Here is a 20,418-nt window from a genome sequence, read left to right as displayed (position 1 = left end):
TCATTCGCTCCCGCGGCTAGCGTCGGCGAGGGCGTTGGCACCGCCGACGATCTCGCTGATTTCCTGGGTGATCTCGGCCTGACGGGCCGAGTTGGCAAGCCGCGTGAGCGACTTGATGAGCTCTCCCGCATTGTCGGTCGCGGACTTCATCGCGCGCCGGCGAGCGGCGTGCTCCGAAGCGGCCGACTGCAGCAGCGCGTTGTAGATCCGGCTCTCGACGTACCGCGGCAGCAGGGCGTCGAGGACGCCCTCGGCCGACGGCTCGAAGTCGTACAGCGGGAAGATCTCGGCCTTGGCCGGCTTGTCGTCGCTGAGCTGGACCTCGTCCAGCTTCAGCGGCAGCAGCCGGACGTCCACGGCGGTCTGAGTCAGCATGGACTCGAACTTGGTGGACACCAGGTGGAGCTCGTCCACCCCACCGGTCTCGGCGGTGAACGCCTCGATCAGATCGGCCGCAACCCGCTTCGCGTCACCGTAGGTCGGCTTGTCGGAGAAACCCGTCCACGATCCCGCGACCTCAAGGTTACGGAAGTTGTAGTACGAGACGCTCTTCCGACCGACCAGGTAGGTCACCACGTCCTTGCCCTCGGCACGGAGCTTGGCGCTGAGCGCCACACCCTGCTTGATGGCGTTGGTCGAGTAACCACCGGCGAGACCACGGTCCGCCGCGATCACCAGCACCGCGGCGCGCGAGGCGTCGGGGTTCTCGGTGGTCAGCGGGTGCTTGGCGTTGGACCGGGTGGCCACCGCCGTCACCGCGCGGGTGAGCTCATCGGCGTACGGAGTGGAGGCGGCCACCGCGCGCTGCGCCTTGACGATGCGCGACGCGGAGATCATCTCCATCGCCTTGGTGATCTTCTTCGTCGCGGTGACAGAGCGGATCCGGCGCTTGTAGACCCGAAGCTGTGCTCCCATGGGTCGTTACGTCCTTTCCCTCGCTACCGGACTCAGGCCTGCTCGCCGAGGAGCTTGCCGTCGGCGGTGGTGAAACCGAGCTTGAACGCGGCGATCGCCTCGGTGAGAGCGTCGATCGTGCCGTCCTCGAGCTTGCTGGTCTCGACGATGCCCGCGAGCAGGTCCTTCTTCGAGGTCCGCAGGTGGTCGAGGAACTCGCGCTCGAAGCGGCGGATGTCCGCGACCGGGACGTCGTCCAGCTTGCCCGTGGTGCCGGCCCAGATCGAGACGACCTGCTCCTCGACCGGGAACGGCTGGTACTGACCCTGCTTCAGCAGCTCGATCATGCGCGCACCGCGCTCCAGCTGGGCCTTGGAGGCCGGGTCCAGGTCGGAACCGAAGGCGGCGAACGCCTCCAGCTCGCGGTACTGGGCCAGGTCCAGGCGCAGACGGCCGGCGACCGACTTCATCGCCTTGATCTGGGCCGAGCCACCGACGCGGGAGACCGAGATACCGACGTTCACGGCCGGGCGGATGCCGGCGTTGAACAGGTCGGACTCCAGGAAGATCTGGCCGTCGGTGATGGAGATGACGTTGGTCGGGATGTACGCCGACACGTCGTTGGCCTTGGTCTCGATGATCGGCAGACCGGTCATCGAGCCCGCGCCCAGCGCGTCGCCGAGCTTCGCGCAACGCTCCAGCAGGCGGGAGTGCAGGTAGAAGACGTCACCCGGGTAGGCCTCGCGGCCCGGCGGACGACGGAGCAGCAGCGACACGGAGCGGTACGCCTCGGCCTGCTTCGACAGGTCGTCGAAGATGATGAGGACGTGCTTGCCGTCGTACATCCACTCCTGGCCGATGGCCGAACCGGTGTACGGGGCGAGGTACTTGAAGCCGGCCGGGTCCGAGGCGGGAGCAGCCACGATGGTGGTGTACTCCAGCGCGCCGGCCTCCTCCAGGGCGCCGCGGACGGACGCGATGGTGGAGCCCTTCTGGCCCACGGCGACGTAGATGCAGCGGACCTGCTTCGACGGGTCGCCCGAGTTCCAGTTGTCACGCTGGTTGATGATCGTGTCGATCGCCACCGCGGTCTTGCCGGTCTGGCGGTCGCCGATGATCAGCTGGCGCTGGCCGCGGCCGATCGGGGTCATCGCGTCGATGGCCTTGATGCCGGTCTGCATCGGCTCGTGCACCGACTTGCGGACCATGACGCCCGGGGCCTGCAGCTCCAGCGCGCGACGGCCGGTGGAGGCGATGTCGCCCAGGCCGTCGATCGGGTTGCCCAGCGGGTCCACGACACGGCCGAGGTAGCCCTCGCCGACCGGGACGGAGAGGACCTCGCCGGTGCGGTGCACCGTCTGACCCTCTTCGATGCCGCTGAACTCGCCGAGGACGACGACACCGATCTCGCGGGTGTCGAGGTTCAGCGCGAGGCCGAGGGTGCCGTCCTCGAACTTCAGCAGCTCGTTGGCCATGACCGAGGGAAGGCCCTCGACCTTGGCAATACCGTCCATGGCCTCGGTGACCGTACCGACCTCTTCACGCGAGGCGGCGTCCGGCTGGTACGACTGGACAAAGTCGGCCAGCGCGTCCCGGATCTCCTCCGGACGGATCGTAAGCTCCGCCATCAGGCTTCCCTGCTCTCCTAGTTTGCGATCCTCGGCCCGCCATTGAGGGCCGCAAGTATTCGACTCTCGGCCGGGTCATGCGAACCGGCCGTACGATTTGCCGGCCCCGAGGGGCCGGTTCCCGACCGAGGGTCGGATGATGCTGGTGGGTCGTCAGCCTTCGAGGGCCTGGCGAGCGCCTTCGAGGCGGCTCGACACGGTGCCGTCGATGATCTCGTCACCGATCTGCACCCGGACACCGCCCTGGACCGTGGGGTCCACGTCGATGTTCAGGTGCACCTGGCGGCCGTAGAGCCGGCCCAGGGCGCTGCCCAGCCGGTCCTTCTGACCGTCCGAGAGCGGAACGGCGGTGGTGACCAGGGCCACCACGCGACCACGCCGGGCTGCGGCGAGCTTGGAGTAGGACTCCAGGCCCTGCTCCAGGCTACGGCCACGCGGGTTGGTGACCAGGGTGCTGACCAGTCGGACGGTGCCCGCGTTGGCGCGGCCGCCGAGCAGCTTCTTGATCAGCTCCGCCTTGGCGACGGAACCGGCCTTCGGCTCGGTGAGACCGCTGCGCAGCTCGTGCGAGGCGCTGACGATCCGTCCGAAACGGAACAGCTCGTCCTCGACGTCGTCCAGCTGACCCGCCTTGTCGGCGGCGATGATCTCGGCGTAGGCGGCGAGTTCCTCGACCGCGTCCGCGAAGTCACGGCCACCCGACCAGCGGGACCGGACCAGGCCGGAGACCAGGTCGACGGTCTCGCCGGAGACCTGGCCGGCCAGCAGCGAGCCGACCAGCTGGGCCTTGTCCTGACCGGACCGCGAGGGGTCGGTCAGCACCCGGCGCAGCGTGACCTCGCGGTCCAGCAGCGCCGTCACGGAGGTCAGCTCCTGGGCGAGCTTGGCGACGTCCACCGAGGTGTTGTCGGTCAGGCTCTCGAGGTTCTCCCGGCCGGCGGCCAGGGCCTCACGGCTGGCGCCGATCACTTGGACGCACCCTGAGCCGCAGAGGCCTTGGCCTCCAGGTCGTCCAGGAAGCGGTCGATCACGCCACTCTGCCGGGCGGAGTCCTCGAGGGACTCGCCGACGATGCGGGAGGCGAGCTGCGAGGCGAGCGAGCCGACGTCCTGACGCAGGACGGCAGTCGCCTGCTTCTTGTCGGCCTCGATCTGCGCGTGGCCGGCGGCGACGATGGCCTCGCGCTGACGCTGGCCCTCCTCGCGCATCTCGGCGATCAGGGCAGCGCCCTGCTCACGAGCCTGCTCGTTGATACGAGCGGCCTCGTGACGCGCCTCGGAGAGCTCGGCACGGTACTGCTCAAGCAGGGCCTGGGCCTCGGCCTGAGCAGCGTCCGCGCGCTCCATGCCGCCCTCGATCGCGTCCCGACGGTCCGCCAGCACCTTTTCGATGCTGGGCAGGAGCTTCTTGCCGAGGATGCCGAAGACGATGAAGAAGCAGAGCAGGCCGATGATGACCTCGGGCCACGCGGGGAGAAGGGGATTCATCTTCTCCCCCTCCTCCGCGAGGAGGAGTGCCACGGAGGCGCTCATATCTGAACCTTTCGTCGAATGGGGCTACGACAGTAATTACGAGGAATTAGCTGCCGGTGCCGAAGACGAACGGCATGACGATGCCGATGAGGGCGAGCGCCTCGGTCAGCGCGAAGCCGATGAACATGTTGGAACGGATCAGGCCGGCAGCCTCGGGCTGACGGGCCATGGCCTGGACGCCGTTGCCGAAGATGAGACCAACACCGATGCCGGGGCCGATCGCGGCGAGACCGTAACCGACGGAGGCGATGGAACCGACGAGCTCAGCGAGCTGTGCCATTTCAGCTTGTCCTTTTCGGGGTGTGAACCGGCGGTGGTTGGCCACCGGGAGTACGAGGAGGAGTCGGGCGGGGTGCTACAGCGGGTCAGTGCGCTTCTTCGAGGGCACCGGCGATGTAGCTGCTGGCCAGCATCACGAAGATGTAGGCCTGCAGGAACTGGACCAGCAGCTCGAAGGCGGTCAGGCCGACGGTCACCACGAAGGAGACCGAGCCGTACAGCGCGCCCAGGCTCGGGCTGAGCAGGTACCAGGAGGCGATGGAGAACATCACGATCAGCAGGTGGCCGGCGAACATGTTCGCGAAGGCTCGGACCGCGAGCGTGAAGGGGCGCACGAAGATGTTCGAGAAGAACTCGATCGGCACCAGGATGAACATGACCCAGCCGGGGATGCCCGACGGCCAGCACAGGTTCTTGAAGCCGCCGACGAAGCCGTGCTTCTTGAAGGTCAGGAACATGTAGGTGAACCAGACCACCGCAGCCAGACCGGCCGGGAACGCGATCGCCGCCATCACAGGGAACTGTGCGAACGGGATGATCGACATGATGTTCATGATCCAGATGAAGAAGAACATCGAGACCAGCATCGGGACGTACTTCTCGCCCTTTTTGCCGATCGTCTCCAGCACGATGGACCGCTTGACGAAGTCGTAGCCGATCTCACCGACCAGCTGCAGCTTGCCCGGGACCAGCTTCGGCCTGGCGAACGCCGCCCAGAAGAAGCCGATCACCAGAAAGGCACAGATGAACGACAGGAGCATCGGCTTGTTGAACTCGAGGCTCCCGATCGTGAAGATCGGCTCGAACTGGAACTCGTTCAGGCCGGGAGCGGGGAATCCGCATCCATGGTCACTGAAGTGGCAGTTGCCCCCAGAGGCGAGCAACGTGAGTTCAGCACTCACCACAGACTCCTTCGTCATGACGCATGGTTACGGCAACCTCGGTGTGTCGGCGCGGCCTGCGGCCACGGTGCGGCACTGGAACTTGATGGGTATCTCGCCGACCCGGCGCGGCGTCGTCCGGTGCCGCGGGATCGTTGAAGACTGTGTGAGTCCGGGGGGCGATCCGTCCGCCGTGCGGAGAGACCTGGCCACGTCCCGTACTCGTTCGTCGCGACGGACGATAGCAGTCCGTCAGGACGGCATAAACACCGCCCCCCTCGTGCGAGGGACAGCCGGAGCCGGTCACGGCCTGCTGTCCTTCTGGTCCGAGGAGTCGTTCTGCACGTAGTAGAGCTTGGCCTTCATCCCGGCGCGGACCTGGACCGCAGTCCAGATCAGAACGCAGCCGAGCAGCGTGAAAGCGAACGCTTTGGTGTTGAACAGTGAGGTGTCCTTGAACACCGCGAGCACGATGCCCACCAGCAGGATCTGGGTGGTGTAGACCAGCAGCGCGCCGGCCATCAGCATGTGCGGGTTGTTCCTGGTCAGGCGGTCGAGCGCGACCTGACCGAAGATGAAGAAGGCCAGCACCAGCAGCGTCGCGGCGAGAGCGCCGATCAGGCCCTTCGTCCCCACGAGTGCGGTGGAGATCGCGGTGGCGACAACTCCGGCGGCCGCAGTGGAGATTGCGGCGCCGCGGAACGGGATCCGGGCGTCGTGGGACGGCATGTCGGCAACTCCGGCGGCATGTCGAGAAACGGGGGGACGGCGCTTGGGACGCGGTGGTGGCACCGCACCGAGGACGTCAGCCATGGTTCGCCGGCTCGACGGCGATCCCGTCGAGGGAGACCGACCAGGGACGGAAGTCCTCCACCTGTCAGGTCTTTCGGCGCGTTCTCGGTACTCGTGAACGGTATCACAAACTATTTGATGAGAGCTTTACCATGGACGTGTGGTACCTGTCACACCGACGGCTCAACAGTGCCGCCGTACGGGTGAAGGGAGTTGACGGCCGTTCAGCCCTGCGAGTCGCTCCGGCCGCCGACCGCCGTGGCGCCGGTGCCGAGCCGGACGAGCAGCTCCTTGTCGTCGGCCGAGAGCTCCGCCATGGCCGGGGCGTCGGCCGCGGTCACGGACTCCTTGCGGTAGCGCGGCGGCACGAAGGCCTGCACCGCGTGGGGGGCGCGCGGGCGGAACCGGGGCATCATCAGCACCACGATGCCGAGCAGGCAGAGCCCGGCCAGCCCGAGCACCAGGGTCCGGCCCCGGCCCGGCACCGAGAAGGCCACCGTGCCGAAGGCGATCAGCGCGGCCCAGAAGTACATGATCAGCACGGCCCGGCTGTGCGAGTGCCCGACCTCCAGCAGCCGGTGGTGCAGGTGCTGCTTGTCCGCCGCGAACGGGGACTTGCCCGCCCAGGTCCGGCGGACCACCGCGAGCAGCAGGTCGGCCAGCGGCAGCGCGATCACGGTCAGCGGGAGCAGCAGCGGAATGTAGATCGGCACCAGCTCGTGCACCGTGGCGGTCTGCGAACCGGTCTGATCGGTGATCAGGTCGGGGTCGACCCGGCCGGTGATCGAGATCGCGGACACCGCCAGCATCAGACCGAGCATCATCGAGCCCGAGTCGCCCATGAAGATCCGGGCCGGGTGCAGGTTGTGCGGCAGGAAGCCCAGGCACATCCCGATCAGCAGGGCGCTGAACAACACGGCGGGGGCCGCGTCGTTGATGCCGTAGCCGTACCAGAGCCGGTACGAGTAGAGGAAGAACGCCATCGCCGCGATGCAGACCATGCCGCCGGCCAGGCCGTCCAGGCCGTCGATGAAGTTCACCGCGTTGACCATCACGACCACCAGCGTGACCGAGATGACCATGCCCATGGTCGGGGTGACCGAGACCGGGCCGACGCCGGGCACCGGGATCGAGATCACCGTGACGCCCTGCCAGACCATCACACCGGCGGCGATCATCTGGCCGCCGAGCTTCACCAGGGCGTCCACGCCCCACTTGTCGTCCAGCACGCCGAGCAGCCACATGATCCCGGCCCCGGCCAGCAGGGCCCGGATGTCCGCGCTCTGGATGAACAGGTTGCCCAGGTGGGTCAGCTGGGACGCGACCGCCAGCCCGGCGCACAGACCGCCGAACATCGCGATCCCGCCCAGCCGGGGCGTCGGCTCCCGGTGCACGTCCCGGGCTCTGACCGGCGGCATGGCGCCGGCCACGATCGCGAACTTCCGGACCGGCCCGGTCAGCAGGTAGGTGACCGCGGCCGTCACGAACAGGACCAGCAGATACTCACGCACCACTGACCTCCTGCGCGACGGTCCGACGGGTGGGTACCGAAGGTACCCCCGTGATTGCCCGGGATTCGAGGTGCGTCGCCACGGAGCACACCTTATTGAGTCGGACGCGCCGCATGTGCATCGCGGTTCGCCTTCCCGGGTGTTCCGGTCCGTCAGTTTGCCGCGAGCGCGGCCGCCAGCTCCCTGACCCGGGCCCCGATCTCGGCCGGCGCACCCCCGCTGAGCAGGCGTCCGATCAGTTCGCCGACCTCCGCCATGCCCTCCACCGCCATCCCCTGGGCCGCCACCGCAGCTGTGCCCAAACGGATACCCGAGGTCTCGGCCGGCGGGGCCGGATCGTACGGGAGTGCGCACTTGCCGAGCATCAGTCCGGCCGCCGAGCACCGGCGCTCGGCCTCCACCCCGGTCAGCCCGAGCCGCCCGACGTCCGCCGTCACCAGCTGGGTGTCGGTGCCACCGGTCAGCGGCGGCGCGCCCGCCGCGCCGAGCGCCGCGGCCAGGGAGCGTGCACCATCCACCGCGCGCCGCAGGTACGCGCCGAACTCCGGCGTGGCCGCCTGCGCGAACGCCACCGCCTTGGCCGCCACCTCGTTCATCGCCGCCCCGCCCTGGCTGAACGGGAACACCGCCCGGTCCACCCGCCCCGCCAGCTGCTCCGAACAGAGCAGCAGCCCGCCGCGCGGCCCGCGCAGCAGCTTGTGGGTGGCCGCCACCGTGACGTCCGCGTACGGCACCGGGCTCGGCGCCAGACCCGCCGCGACCAGGCCGGTGGTCTGCGCGGTGTCCGCGATCAGATAGGCGTCCACCTCGTCGGCGATCTCCCGGAACGCGGCCCAGTCCAGGTGCCGGGGGTAGGAGATCCCGCCCGCCACGATCGCCTTCGGCCGGTGCAGCTTCGCCAACTCCCTGACCTGGTCGTAGTCGACCAGCTGGTCCTGCTCGCGCACCCCGTACCCGATGAAGTCGAACCACCGGCCGGAGAAGTTCGCCCGCGAGCCGCAGCTCAGGTGGCCGCCGTGCTCCAGCGACATCGCCAGCACCAGGTCGCCCGGCCGCAGCAGCGCCGCGTAGGCCGCCAGCATCGCCGAAGTCCCGGACCGGGGCTGGACGTTGGCGTGTTCGGCGGCGAACAGCCGCTTGGCCCGGTCGACCGCGAGCAGCTCGGCGGCGTCCGCGAGCGCACAGCCGCTGTGGTGCCGGTGCCCCGGGTAGCCCTCGGCGTACTTGTCCACCAGCGGGCCGGTCAGGGCCGCCAGCACGGCCGGGGTGGCGAGGTTCTCCCCCGCGAGCAGCTGCAGCGTCTCGGCCCGGCGGCCGGCCTCGGCGGCCAGCAGGTCGGCGAGTTGCGGGTCCGCCTCGCGCAGCGGCGCGGGGGCGGTCCAGGAGAGCTGCACATCATGGATCACGGTCATGGCAAGGCTCCCGGGCAGCGGACATTTCGGGCGGCACCACCCAGCCTAGGCCGCCGCCTGCCCTACGGCCCGTCAATACACCCGCCCGGGCCGCACCTCGTGCCGGGTGCCCTGCCACCGACCCCTAGTGGCTGCGGTGGGTGACCCCGGTCAGGGCCGTCACCACGGGGTCGAGGGCGTCGAATATCTCCTCGCCGCAGTTGCGGAACATGCCGATCGGGGCGCCGTACGGGTCGTCGACCTCGTCGGACTCCGGGGTCGCGGCGAGCAGCCACCCGCGCAGCGCGGCGGCCGCCCGGACCAGGGCGCGGGCCCGCTCGGTGACCTGGTCGCCGCCCCGGGGGTCCGGCAGCGTGGACGGGTCGATCCGCCGGACCAGCCGGGTGAACTCCTTCAGGGTGAAGGTCCGCAGCCCGGCCGCGTGCCCCATCGAGATCACCTGCGCCCGGTGGTCGAGCGTCGCGGTGAGCACCAGGTCGGCGTCGATCACGTGCTCGTCGAGCAGTTCACGCCCGGCGAAGCCGTCGGCGCCGACCCCGTACTCACCGAGCACGGTGGCGGCGTGCGCCTCCATCGGGGCGCCCTCGTGCCCCCAGGTCCCGGCGCTCTCCACCACGATCCGGCCGGCGAAGTCCGCCAGCCTGCTGTCCAGCTCGTGCCGGGTCAGCCGCTCGGCGATCGGCGAGCGGCAGACGTTGCCGGTGCAGACGAAGAGGATCCGGAACGAGTCGAGCGGCCGCGGCGAGACCGTGACGTACGCGGGTATGCCGAGGCCGGGGCCGGCGCCGTGCAGCGAGGCCGCTGTCAACTGCCGGCCTCCAGGTCGGGTACGACCTCCCTCAGCTGCTCGGCGCTGATCGCGCCGGCCCGCAGCAGGACCGGGACCTTGCCCGTGACGTCGACGATGGACGAGGCCTGCCCGAAGTCGGCGTTGCCGCCGTCCAGGTAGACCGAGACCGAGTCGCCGAGCTGGGTGAAGGCGTCGTCGCAGGTGGACGGCGAGGGGCCGCCGGTCCGGTTGGCGCTGGAGACCGCCATCGGGCCGACGTTGTTCAGCAGTTCGAGCGCGACGGGGTGCAGCGGCATCCGGACCGCGACGGTGCCCCGGGTGTCGCCGAGGTCCCAGCGCAGCGACGGCTGGTGCTTGGCGACCAGGGTCAGCCCGCCCGGCCAGAACGCGTCGACCAGCTCCCAGGCCTGCTCGGAGAAGTCCGTGACCAGCCCGTGCAGCGTGGTCGGCGAGCCGACCAGCACCGGGGAGGGCATGTTCCGGCCCCGGCCCTTGGCGTCCAGCAGGGCGGCCACGGCCTCCGGGCTGAACGCGTCCGCACCGATCCCGTACAGGGTGTCGGTCGGCAGCACGACCAGCTCACCCCGGCGGATCGCCGAAGCGGCCTCGCGCAGCCCGGTCTCACGATCGCCTGCATCGGCGCAGTCGTAGCGGCGGCTCATCGGTGCGGTCCCCTCTCGGAAAACTGACTGGTCGTCACTGCCACGGTCACAACGACGCCTTGCGGGCGGTGGTGAAGCGCGGCCGGTTGTTCAGGTCCCGGTGGTCGGCGGCGTCGGTCCAGCCGCTCTCCTCGCGGAACACCCACGGCACCTGTCCGCCCTGGGTGTCGGCGTGCTCGATCACCACGACTCCCCCGGGCCGCAGCAGCCGGGCGGCGACCCGCTCGATGCCGCGGATGGTGTCGAGGCCGTCCTCGCCGGAGAACAGCGACATCTGCGGGTCGTGGTCGCGGGCCTCGGGTGCCACGTACTCCCACTCGGTGAGCGGGATGTACGGCGGGTTGCTGATCACCAGGTCGAACCGGCCGTCCCAGGAGCGGTCGTCCTCGAACGCGCGGGTGGCGTCACCCGCGTGCAGGGTGACCCGGGCCCGGTCGGTGCTGGCGGCGATGTTGCGGCGGGTGTACTTCATCGCGCCCTCGTCCAGCTCGAAGGCGTGCACGGTGGAGCGCGGCAGCTCCTGGGCCAGCGCCAGCGCGATCGCGCCGGAGCCGGTGCAGAGGTCGATCACCAGCGGCTCGGCGACGTCCATGTCGCGGACGGCGTCTATGGCCCACTCGACCACCGACTCGGTCTCGGGCCGGGGCACGAACACGCCGGGACCGACCTCCAGCTCCAGGTACCGGAAGAACGCCCGGCCGGTGATGTGCTGGAGCGGCTCGCGCGCCTCCCGCCGGGAGATGGCCTCCCAGTACCGGGCGTCGAAGTCGCCGTCCTTCACCGTGTGCAGCTGGCTGCGCTTGACGTTGTGGACGTGTGCGGCGAGTTCCTCCGCGTCGAAGCGCGGCGACGGCACCCCGGCCGCGGCCAACCGCTGGGTGGCCTGGGCCACCTCCGCGAGCAGCAGGTTCATCCGTACACCCCTTGTCCGGTCAGTTCTCCTGGGCGGCGGCGGCCAGCTTGGCCGCCGCGTCGGCGTCCACGCAGGACTGGATCACCGCGTTGAGCTCGCCGTCCAGGACCTGGTCCAGGTTGTACGACTTGAAGCCGGTGCGGTGGTCCGAGATGCGGTTCTCCGGGAAGTTGTACGTCCGGATGCGCTCGGAGCGGTCCACGGTGCGGACCTGGCTGCGCCGGGCGTCGGAGGCCTCCTGCTCGGCCGCCTCCTGTGCCGCGGCCAGCAGCCGCGAACGCAGGATGCGCATCGCCTGCTCCTTGTTCTGCAGCTGGCTCTTCTCGTTCTGGCAGGACGCCACGATACCGGTCGGCAGGTGGGTGATCCGGACCGCGGAGTCGGTGGTGTTGACGGACTGCCCGCCGGGGCCGGAGGAGCGGTAGACGTCGATCCGCAGGTCGTTGGCGACGACCTCGACCTCGACCTCCTCGGCCTCGGGCGTGACCAGCACGCCGGCCGCCGAGGTGTGGATCCGGCCCTGCGACTCGGTGGCGGGGACGCGCTGCACCCGGTGCACGCCGCCCTCGTACTTGAGCCGGGCCCAGACGCCGAGGCCGGGCTCGGGGTTGCCCTTGGTCTTCACGGCCACCGAGACGTCCTTGTAGCCGCCGAGGTCGGACTCGTTGGCGTCGATGATCTCGGTCTTCCAACCCACCCGCTCGGCGAACCGCAGGTACATCCGGAGCAGGTCGCCGGCGAACAGCGCGGACTCCTCGCCGCCCTCACCCGCCTTGACCTCCAGGATGACGTCCTTCTCGTCGTTGGGGTCGCGCGGGACCAGGAGGAGCCGCAGCTCCTCCGTCAGCTCGTCGCGCCGGGCCTCCGAGGACTTCATCTCCGCGATGAAGTCCGAGTCCTCCTGCGCGAGTTCGCGGGCGGCCTCGATGTCCTCGCCGGCCAGGAGCCAGGCCCGGTAGGTGCGGGTGATCGGGGTCAGCTCCGCGTAGCGCTTGGAGAGCTTGCGCGCGTTCGCCTGGTCGGCGTGGACCGAGGGGTCGGCCAGCCTCTCCTCGAGGGCGGCGTGCTCGGTGAGGAGCTCTGCGACTGCCTCGAACATCGGGGGGCCTACTTCCGCTGGGTCTGCTGCCGGGTCTGCTGGGTGCCGGGCCTGGAGGTGGTGGGGAGACGCCAACGGCGCCGGTCCGAACGCCCCCGCGCGTACGCGGGAACGACCGGGACCGGCGCCGTACGGGCGCTAGTCCTGCTTCGCGGAGAGCTTCTTGCCGAAGCGGGCCTCGAAGCGGGCGACACGGCCACCGGTGTCGAGGATCTTCTGCTTGCCGGTGTAGAACGGGTGGCACTGCGAGCAGACCTCGGCGCGAATGACGCCACTGGTCTCGGTCGAGCGGGTGGTGAACTCGGCGCCGCAGGTGCAGGTCACGTTGGTGACCACGTACTCGGGGTGAACGTTGGGCTTCAAGGGGTTCTCCTAGGTTCGGGAGGGCACCGGGTCGGCAGCTGACAGCCGCACGTGAACCGGGACCGACGGACCAGTCTGCCAGGACTGACCGCTTCTTCCCAAACCGAGTGCGGTCCTCCGGTATTCCGGCTATGCCTTGGAGGCGGGTGCCTGGGCCGGGTTGGTCGGCTGGGTGCTGAGCACCGACTCCGGGACCGCCCGGTCCGCCGCCAGGGCCTTCCACAGCTCGGCCGCCCGGGGTTCGGCCGGGATCACCCGGTTCGGGTCGCTGGGGGCGGTCACGACGGGCAGGGTGACCATGCTCAGGTTGTCCGGGCCGATCGGTTCGAGGGTGTTGGCCAGACCGACCAGTGCGCTCACCGAGGCCAGCTCGGAGTCGGTGGTGATGCTCTTGGTGAGCTTGTCCCCGACCGACCAGAGCCTGGCCGGGTTGGCGGCCAGCCCCAGGCTCTTCACCTGGGTCAGGATCGACTTCACCATCTGCTTCTGCAGCTCGATCCGGCCGAGGTCGCTGCCGTCGCCGACGCCGTGCCTGGTCCGGACGAAGGCGAGCGCCTGGTCGCCGTTCAGCCGGTGCGTACCGGCCCCCAGGTGCAGCCCGCTGTCCTTGTCGTCGATCGCCACCGCGGTGGTCACCGTGACCCCGTTGATGGCGTCGATGAAGCTCGCGAAGCCGGCGAAGTCGACCTCGACGTAGTGGTCCATCCGCAGCCCGGTGAGCTGCTCGGTGGTCTTCACCGCACAGGCCGGGCCGCCGACCTCGTACGCGGTGTTGAACATCACGCTCCGCGCGGCGGGCGCGGCCTTCCCGCCGACCGCCGTGCAGGCGGGCCGGGCCACCAGGGTGTCCCGGGGGATCGAGACCACCTCGGCCTGCGTGTGCGCCTGGTTGACGTGCACCACCATCGCGGTGTCCGAGCGGGCGGTGCCGTCGGCGTCACCGCCGGCCAGGTCCCCGTTCTTGCCCTGCCGCGAGTCCGAGCCCAGCACCAGCACGTTGAACGAGCCGTTGGTCGAGGCGGGCGGCCGGGCGGTGCCCAGCTGGGCGTTGATGTCGACGCTCTTGATGTTCCCGTTGAGCTTCCAGTACGCGTACCCCGCCGCGCCGCCGCCGAGCACCAGCAGCCCCGCCACGGCGCACACGATGGTCCTGCGCAGGCGTATCCGCCGGCTCAGGGTCTTGCGTCGGTGCTCGGCCATAGCGTCTCGTCCTCAGCATCTGGGGCTTGGTCGGTATGACCTTCATTCTGAGCATAGGCGAATGAGATACCGATTAGTCCGTTTCTTGACTCGTGCTGAGAAGACGCCGAAGCCCCGGACCGCGGTTGCGGTCCGGGGCTTCGGGTCCAGCCGGGAGGTCAGTCCTGGCCGGGGGTGTTCTTGGCGATCACCATCAGGAACTCGGCGTTGCTCTTGGTCTGCTTCATCTTGTCCAGCAGCAGCTCGATCGCCTGCTGCGAGTCGAGCGCGTGCAGCACCCGGCGGAGCTTCCAGGTGATGGCCAACTCCTCGCTGCCCAGCAGGATTTCCTCCTTGCGGGTGCTGGAGGCGTCGACGTCGACGGCCGGGAAGATCCGCTTGTCGGAGAGCTTGCGGTCGAGCTTGAGCTCCATGTTGCCGGTGCCCTTGAACTCCTCGAAGACCACCTCGTCGGCCCGCGAGCCGGTCTCCACCAGCGCGGTGGCGAGGATGGTCAGCGAGCCGCCGTTCTCGATGTTGCGCGCGGCGCCGAAGAACTTCTTCGGCGGGTAGAGCGCGGTCGAGTCGACACCACCGGACAGGATGCGGCCGGAGGCCGGCGCCGCCAGGTTGTAGGCACGGCCCAGGCGGGTGATCGAGTCGAGCAGGATGACCACGTCGTGGCCCAGCTCGACCAGGCGCTTGGCGCGCTCGATCGCCAGCTCGGCGACGACCGTGTGGTCCTCGGCCGGGCGGTCGAAGGTCGAGGAGATGACCTCGCCCTTCACCGACCGCTGCATGTCGGTGACCTCTTCCGGACGCTCGTCGACCAGGACGACCATCAGGTGGCACTCGGGGTTGTTGTGGGTGATCGCGTTGGCGATCGCCTGCATGATCATCGTCTTGCCGGTCTTCGGCGGGGCGACGATCAGACCGCGCTGGCCCTTGCCGATCGGCGACACCAGGTCGATGATCCGGGTGGTCAGGATGCCCGGGTCGGTCTCCAGCCGCAGACGCTCCTGCGGGTAGAGCGGGGTCAGCTTGCCGAACTCGGGGCGGTTGCGGCCGCTCTCCGGGTCCATGCCGTTGACGGAGTCCAGCCGCACCATGGCGTTGAACTTCTCGCGGCGCTCGCCGTCCTTGGGCTGGCGCACCGCACCGGTGATCGCGTCACCCTTGCGCAGGCCGTTCTTGCGGACCTGGGCGAGCGAGACGTAGACGTCGTTCGAACCGGGCAGGTAGCCGGAGGTCCGGACGAAGGCGTAGTTGTCGAGGATGTCCAGGATGCCCGCGACCGGGATCAGCACATCGTCGTCGTTGACCTGGACCTCGGCCGGGCCGGCCTCGAAGCGCTCGCCCCGGGTGCCGCGGCCCCGGCGGTCGCGGTAGCGGCCGCGGCGGCCGCGACGGCCGTCGCCGAACTCGTCGTCGTCGTAGCCGCCGGCCTGCTGCTGGCCGCCGCCCTGGGGCTGGCGGTTCTGCTGCGGGGCGCTCTCCTGCTGGACCTGCTGGCCCTGCTGGCGCTCGCCGCGCTCCGGACGGTCGGTGCGGTCACGGCGGTTGCGGCGGTCCCTGCGGGACTCGCGGCTGTCGCCGTCCTGCGCGGCCTGGCCGGTCTGGCCCTCGGTCGCCTCGGTGCGCTCGCCGCCCTCGCGGCGGTCCCGACGGTCCCGGCGGTCCCGACGGGTCTCGGTGCGGCCCTCGGCGTCGAGGGTGCGGGCGTCGGTACGGGCCTCGGCGACCGCGGTGGCGGTCGAGTCGGCGGCGGCCGCGGTGGCCGCAGCGGCCTCGGCGGTCGGGGCGCCGGCGGCCGAGGTGGCCCGGCGGCGGGTGCGCTCGGCCCGGGCCGGGGCCGCGGTCTCGGCGGCGGCCTGGACCGGGATCTCGATCTGGGTCTGCGGCTCGGCGGCCGGGGCGGCCGCAGCGGCGGCGGCCCGGGTCCGGCGGGCGGGCTTCTCCTCGGCGGCGGGCGCCTCGGCGGCGGCCGGAGCCGCGGCCTTGGCGGCCCGCTTGGCGGGAGCGGCCGGGGCGGCAGCACCCGCCAGCAGCGGGTCACCGCCGCTCTTCTCCTTGATGGCGTCAATCAGCTGGCTCTTGCGGAGACGGCCGGTACCGCTGATCCCGAGGGTCGAGGCGAGCTTCTGCAGCTCGGCCAGGACCAGGCCGTCAAGGCCCGCGGCGGCGGTACGGCGGCGCTTGGCCGGAGCCGCCGGGGCGGCGGTGTCTGACGCGTCGGCGTCGGGGCGCGCGCCCATCAGATCGGTGGAGTCGCTCACTAAGGGTCCTTCCCTGGAGCGGACGTCGGCCTGTCTGGCTCGGCGACCGGTTGTGCTGTCCTGACCAACGCTTGACTGCGCCGGTCCGAGGCGGTGATCCCCCGAATGGCGCTGCCAGTCGGGGAAGAGCTGCGATGTGCACTGTGGTGCGGAGTGGCGCGGATCGGTCTCGCCGACCCCGCTGCCTGCGATACCCGGGCCCCCGTCGCGTGACGGTGGCCGGGTCCCGTCCGGGCGTGCCTCTAGTGCAGGAGCCGCGGGAGGGAGTCAGGTGCCGTCACGGCTTCGGGAAACGGCCGCATTCGCGCAGGCAGGCTGCGTACGCGCTGCGGAGGGCTCCCGGAGAATCGTGGTCCCGTTCGTCCACGGCTCCACACGTGCGGACTGGCCGCAGCAGCGGAGGCTCGGGATCGGGACGTGGCGCACGGCACCCCGGAGGGCACCTGGTGCAGCAATGAGGTTAACACTACCGACCCCCTGAGACATTCCCCGGCCCCGTTCTCGTCAATCGTGTCCGTGCGACCGTCTTGCTCAGCCGTCCAGCGGCAGTACGGCGGCGCCCGTCCCGTCGAGCCGGAGCCGGTGCGCGGCGAAGCCCTCACCTGCGAAGCTCAGCAGCTTCTCGGCGTTCGCCTCGTCCGCGAGGGCGAGCACGGTGGGGCCCGCGCCGGAGATCACGGCCGGGATGCCCTCGGCCCGCAGGGCGCCGACCAGGCCGGCGCTCTCGGGCATCGCGGAGGCGCGGTAGTCCTGGTGCAGCCGGTCCTCGGTGGCGGCCAGCAGCAGCTCGGGGCGGTTGGTCAGCGCCTCCACCAGCAGGGCGGCCCGCCCGGCGTTGACGGCGGCGTCGGAGAGCGGGACGGTCTTCGGCAGCAGGCCCCTGGCGGTCTCGGTGAGCACCTCGGTCGACGGGATGAAGACCACCGGGACGACCTGCTCGGACGGCTCCAGCCGGACCGCCCGGGCGGCGTCCTCGTCCGTCCAGGCGATGGTGAAACCGCCGCGCAGGCAGGCGGCGACGTTGTCGGGGTGGCCCTCCAGCTCGGAGGCGAGGGCCAGCAGGGCGTCGTCGTCGAGCGCGCTCGGACCGCCGATGGTGACCGCGCGGGCGGCGACGATGCCGGCGCAGATCGCGGCGGAGGAGGAGCCGAGGCCACGGCCGTGCGGTATCCGGTTGGCGCAGACCACCTCCAGGCCGCGCGGCTGGCCGCCGAGGCGGTCGAAGGCGGCGCGCATCGAACGGATCATCAGATGCCGTTCGTCGCGCGGCAGGGTGGCCGCGCCCTCACCGGCGATGTCCACCGAGAGGCCGGAGTCGGCGACCCGGACCACCACGTCGTCGTAGAGACCCAGGGCGAGTCCGAAGGCGTCGAAGCCGGGGCCGAGGTTGGCACTGGTCGCGGGAACCCGGACCCGGACGGCGGCAGCACGGAACGCGGGACCAGCCATGGTGGTGGGACTCTCCTGGGAGGTGACGGCCCGATTGGGGGCGGGCCTGCGGTGGTACGTGTGCGGGGCTCATTCGACCTGCACCCCGGCGGGGCGGGCGCGGCGCACGGCGCGGCCCGCTGCTGACCAGACTATCGAAGAGAGGTTCCACAGCGGTACACCCCGCACCCCTCCGATCTGCCGTGTTGCCGGATCTGGCCGGAAATTGTGCGGAAAAGGGCGGCAATACCGCCTGCAAGTCGGCCTGCTCGGGCAGAAATCGCTGCCCCCGATAAACAACTGGGGCCGACCCCCGAAAGAGTCGGCCCACTTGTTGACAGCCCGTCAGTCCAGCAGCCCGAGCCGGCGGGCGGCCGTCTCCGGGTCGATCGGCACGATCTGCGGCTGCGGCGCGCCGGCCACCGCCCAGTCCGGGTCCTTCAGGCCGTTGCCGGTCACGGTGCAGACGATCCGCTGACCGGGGTCGACCAGGCCGGCCTCGGCCTTGGCCAGCAGGCCCGCCACCGAGGCGGCCGAGGCGGGCTCCACGAAGACGCCCTCCTGCGCGGCCAGCAGACGGTACGCCGAGAGGATCTGACGGTCCGTCACCTTGTCGATCAGGCCGCCCGACTCGTCCCGCGCGGCGAGCGCGAAGTCCCAGGAGGCCGGGTTGCCGATCCGGATCGCGGTCGCGATGGTCTGCGGCTTCAGCACCGGGGCGCCGTCCACGATCGGGGCCGAGCCGGAGGCCTGGAAGCCCCACATCCGCGGGTTCCGCGAGCTGAGGCCGTCCTTGGCGTACTCGGTGTAGCCCTTCCAGTAGGCGGTGATGTTGCCCGCGTTGCCGACCGGGAGGACGTGGATGTCGGGGGCGTCGCCGAGCATGTCGACGATCTCGAAGGCGGCGGTCTTCTGGCCCTCGATCCGGACCGGGTTCACCGAGTTGACCAGCGCCACCGGGTACTTCTCGGAGAGTTCACGCGCAAGGGTGAGGCAGTCGTCGAAGTTTCCGTCCACCTGGAGGATCTTCGCGCCGTGCACCAGGGCCTGGCCCATCTTGCCGAGCGCGATCTTGCCCTGCGGCACCAGCACGGCGGAGACCATCCCGGCCCGCACCGCGTACGCCGCGGCGGAGGCCGAGGTGTTGCCGGTGGAGGCGCAGATGACGGCCTGGGCGCCGTCCTCCTTGGCCTTGGAGATCGCCATCGTCATGCCGCGGTCCTTGAAGGACCCGGTCGGGTTGGCGCCCTCGACCTTGAGGTAGACCTCGCAGCCCGTGCGCTCGGAGAGCACCTGGGCGGGGACGAGCGGCGTCCCGCCTTCGAGCAGGGTGACCACGGGGGTGGCGGCGGAGACCGGCAGACGGTCGCGGTACTCCTCGATGAGGCCGCGCCACTGGTGGGTACGACCGCTCTGGATGACGGCGTTCATGGTGCTTCCTACTCCCCTTCAACCCGCATGATGCTGGCCACGTCCCGCACGCTGTCCAGCGCGCGGAGCTTGTCGACCGTCGCCGACAGCGCGGCGTCGGTGGCGCGGTGGGTGACCACGACGAGCGAGGCGTCGCCGTCGCGGCCCTGCTGGCGCACGGTGTCGATGGACACGCCGTGCTCCGCGAAGGTGGAGGCCACCTGGGCCAGCACGCCCGCGCGGTCGTCCACGTCCAGGCTGACGTGGTACCGGGTGATCACCTGGTCCATCGGCTTGGCCGGGAGCTGGGTGTACTCCGAAGCGCCGGGCCCGGTGGTGCCGTTGACCTTGTTGCGGCAGACCGCGACCAGGTCGCCGAGCACTGCGGAGGCGGTCGGGGTGCCACCGGCGCCGGGGCCGTAGAACATCAGCCGGCCGGCCGCCTCGGCCTCCACGAAGACCGCGTTGTACGCCTCCCGGACCGAGGCCAGCGGGTGGCTCAGCGGCAGCATCGCGGGGTGCACCCGGGCCGTCACCGACTCGCCGTCGGCGGAGCGCTCGCAGATCGCCAGCAGCTTGACCACGCAGCCCATCGCCTTGGCGGAGGCGATGTCGGCGGCGGTCACCTCGGTGATGCCCTCGCGGTAGACGTCCGCGGCGGTGACCTTGGTGTGGAAGGCGATGCCGGCCAGGATCGCGGCCTTGGCGGCGGCGTCGAAGCCCTCCACGTCGGCGGTCGGGTCGGCCTCGGCGTAGCCCAGCGCGGTGGCCTCCTCCAGCGCCTCGGAGTACCCGGCGCCGGTGGAGTCCATCTTGTCCATGATGAAGTTGGTGGTGCCGTTGACGATGCCGAGCACCCGGTTCACCTTGTCCCCGGCGAGCGACTCGCGCAGCGGGCGGAGCAGCGGGATGGCACCGGCGACGGCGGCCTCGTAGTAGAGGTCCACGCCGGCCGCGGCGGCCGCGGCGTGCAGCTCGGCACCGTCCTTGGCGAGCAGCGCCTTGTTGGCGGAGACCACCGAGGCGCCGTTGGTGAAGGCGCTCAGGATGAGGTGCTTGGACGGCTCGATGCCGCCGACGACCTCGATCACCACGTCGATGTCACCGCGGTTCACCAGCGCCTCGGCGTCGGTGGTGATCAGGTGCTCGGGCACCCCGGCCCGGGCCCGGCCGGCCCGGCGGACCGCGACCCCGGCGAGCTCGACCGGAGCACCGATCCGCGCGGCGAGGTCGGCGGCGTCCGTCGTCATGATGCGCGCCACCTCGGAGCCCACCACACCACAGCCCAGCAACGCCACCTTCAGCGGGCGCGTACGCATCATCCGACTCCGCTCTGCTTTCTCGGGTTTCCGGCGGGTTGTCGATCGGC

The 20,418-nt window shown here is 70.5% G+C and carries 19 protein-coding genes; all 19 read right to left on the bottom strand.

Annotated features, from left to right (window positions below):
• A complete protein-coding gene (locus ABT118_RS12590; RefSeq protein ID WP_184914261.1) occupies window positions 1–915 on the bottom strand; it encodes a F0F1 ATP synthase subunit gamma in 915 nt (304 codons plus the stop codon).
• A gap of 32 nt (window positions 916–947) precedes the next feature.
• A complete protein-coding gene (gene atpA / locus ABT118_RS12585) occupies window positions 948–2,522 on the bottom strand; it encodes a F0F1 ATP synthase subunit alpha (RefSeq protein WP_350663647.1) in 1,575 nt (524 codons plus the stop codon).
• Window positions 2,523–2,675: 153 nt separating this feature from the next.
• A complete protein-coding gene (locus ABT118_RS12580; RefSeq protein ID WP_350663635.1) occupies window positions 2,676–3,491 on the bottom strand; it encodes a F0F1 ATP synthase subunit delta in 816 nt (271 codons plus the stop codon).
• Window positions 3,488–4,054, bottom strand: coding sequence for a F0F1 ATP synthase subunit B (locus ABT118_RS12575; RefSeq protein WP_350663622.1), 567 nt, complete (start codon window positions 4,052–4,054; stop codon window positions 3,488–3,490). The genes ABT118_RS12580 and ABT118_RS12575 overlap by 4 nt, the downstream gene beginning before the upstream one ends.
• Window positions 4,055–4,100: 46 nt before the next feature.
• Window positions 4,101–4,334, bottom strand: a complete 234-nt coding sequence (atpE, locus tag ABT118_RS12570; protein ID WP_350663608.1) for an ATP synthase F0 subunit C — start codon at window positions 4,332–4,334, stop codon at window positions 4,101–4,103.
• Window positions 4,335–4,419: 85 nt separating this feature from the next.
• On the bottom strand, window positions 4,420–5,253 hold the full coding sequence (atpB, locus tag ABT118_RS12565) for a F0F1 ATP synthase subunit A (protein WP_350663594.1): 834 nt from the start codon (window positions 5,251–5,253) through the stop codon (window positions 4,420–4,422).
• Between the two features lie 264 nt (window positions 5,254–5,517).
• The gene (locus tag ABT118_RS12560; protein WP_350663580.1) at window positions 5,518–5,943 is read right to left on the bottom strand and encodes a Cg1360 family ATP-synthase-associated protein; all 426 of its coding nucleotides are present in this window, start codon (window positions 5,941–5,943) and stop codon (window positions 5,518–5,520) included.
• Between the two features lie 287 nt (window positions 5,944–6,230).
• Window positions 6,231–7,517: an MraY family glycosyltransferase gene (locus ABT118_RS12555; RefSeq protein WP_350663570.1), complete on the bottom strand. Its 1,287-nt coding sequence runs from the start codon at window positions 7,515–7,517 to the stop codon at window positions 6,231–6,233.
• 152 nt (window positions 7,518–7,669) lie between these two features.
• Window positions 7,670–8,929, bottom strand: coding sequence for a serine hydroxymethyltransferase (glyA, locus tag ABT118_RS12550; protein ID WP_350663557.1), 1,260 nt, complete (start codon window positions 8,927–8,929; stop codon window positions 7,670–7,672).
• Between the two features lie 124 nt (window positions 8,930–9,053).
• The gene (locus ABT118_RS12545) at window positions 9,054–9,695 is read right to left on the bottom strand and encodes an arsenate reductase/protein-tyrosine-phosphatase family protein (RefSeq protein ID WP_350665328.1); all 642 of its coding nucleotides are present in this window, start codon (window positions 9,693–9,695) and stop codon (window positions 9,054–9,056) included.
• A gap of 38 nt (window positions 9,696–9,733) precedes the next feature.
• A complete protein-coding gene (locus ABT118_RS12540) occupies window positions 9,734–10,381 on the bottom strand; it encodes an L-threonylcarbamoyladenylate synthase (RefSeq protein ID WP_350663545.1) in 648 nt (215 codons plus the stop codon).
• 46 nt (window positions 10,382–10,427) lie between these two features.
• The gene (prmC, locus tag ABT118_RS12535; protein ID WP_350663530.1) at window positions 10,428–11,294 is read right to left on the bottom strand and encodes a peptide chain release factor N(5)-glutamine methyltransferase; all 867 of its coding nucleotides are present in this window, start codon (window positions 11,292–11,294) and stop codon (window positions 10,428–10,430) included.
• 19 nt (window positions 11,295–11,313) lie between these two features.
• Window positions 11,314–12,393, bottom strand: coding sequence for a peptide chain release factor 1 (gene prfA / locus ABT118_RS12530; protein WP_350663509.1), 1,080 nt, complete (start codon window positions 12,391–12,393; stop codon window positions 11,314–11,316).
• A gap of 138 nt (window positions 12,394–12,531) precedes the next feature.
• Complete coding sequence (rpmE, locus tag ABT118_RS12525) at window positions 12,532–12,756, bottom strand: 50S ribosomal protein L31 (RefSeq protein ID WP_350663492.1); 225 nt, start codon at window positions 12,754–12,756, stop codon at window positions 12,532–12,534.
• A 129-nt stretch (window positions 12,757–12,885) separates the two neighbouring features.
• Entirely contained in the window at window positions 12,886–13,956 is a 1,071-nt protein-coding gene (locus ABT118_RS12520; RefSeq protein WP_350663478.1) for an LCP family protein, read from the bottom strand.
• Between the two features lie 158 nt (window positions 13,957–14,114).
• Entirely contained in the window at window positions 14,115–16,211 is a 2,097-nt protein-coding gene (gene rho, locus ABT118_RS12515) for a transcription termination factor Rho (protein ID WP_350663468.1), read from the bottom strand.
• Window positions 16,212–16,742: 531 nt separating this feature from the next.
• A complete protein-coding gene (gene thrB / locus ABT118_RS12510) occupies window positions 16,743–17,660 on the bottom strand; it encodes a homoserine kinase (protein ID WP_350663456.1) in 918 nt (305 codons plus the stop codon).
• A gap of 324 nt (window positions 17,661–17,984) precedes the next feature.
• Complete coding sequence (gene thrC, locus ABT118_RS12505; protein WP_350663442.1) at window positions 17,985–19,070, bottom strand: threonine synthase; 1,086 nt, start codon at window positions 19,068–19,070, stop codon at window positions 17,985–17,987.
• A gap of 8 nt (window positions 19,071–19,078) precedes the next feature.
• Window positions 19,079–20,371 carry a homoserine dehydrogenase gene (locus ABT118_RS12500; protein ID WP_350663424.1) on the bottom strand — a complete coding sequence of 431 codons (1,293 nt, stop codon included), beginning with the start codon at window positions 20,369–20,371 and terminating at the stop codon, window positions 19,079–19,081.
• Window positions 20,372–20,418 lie beyond the last annotated feature (47 nt).

The sequence above is a fragment of the Kitasatospora sp. NPDC002040 genome (assembly GCF_040296785.1).
Classification (GTDB): Bacteria; Actinomycetota; Actinomycetes; order Streptomycetales; family Streptomycetaceae; genus Kitasatospora.
Note: the sequence above shows the minus strand (reverse complement) of the source record. Positions and strands in the feature narration are given on the sequence as shown.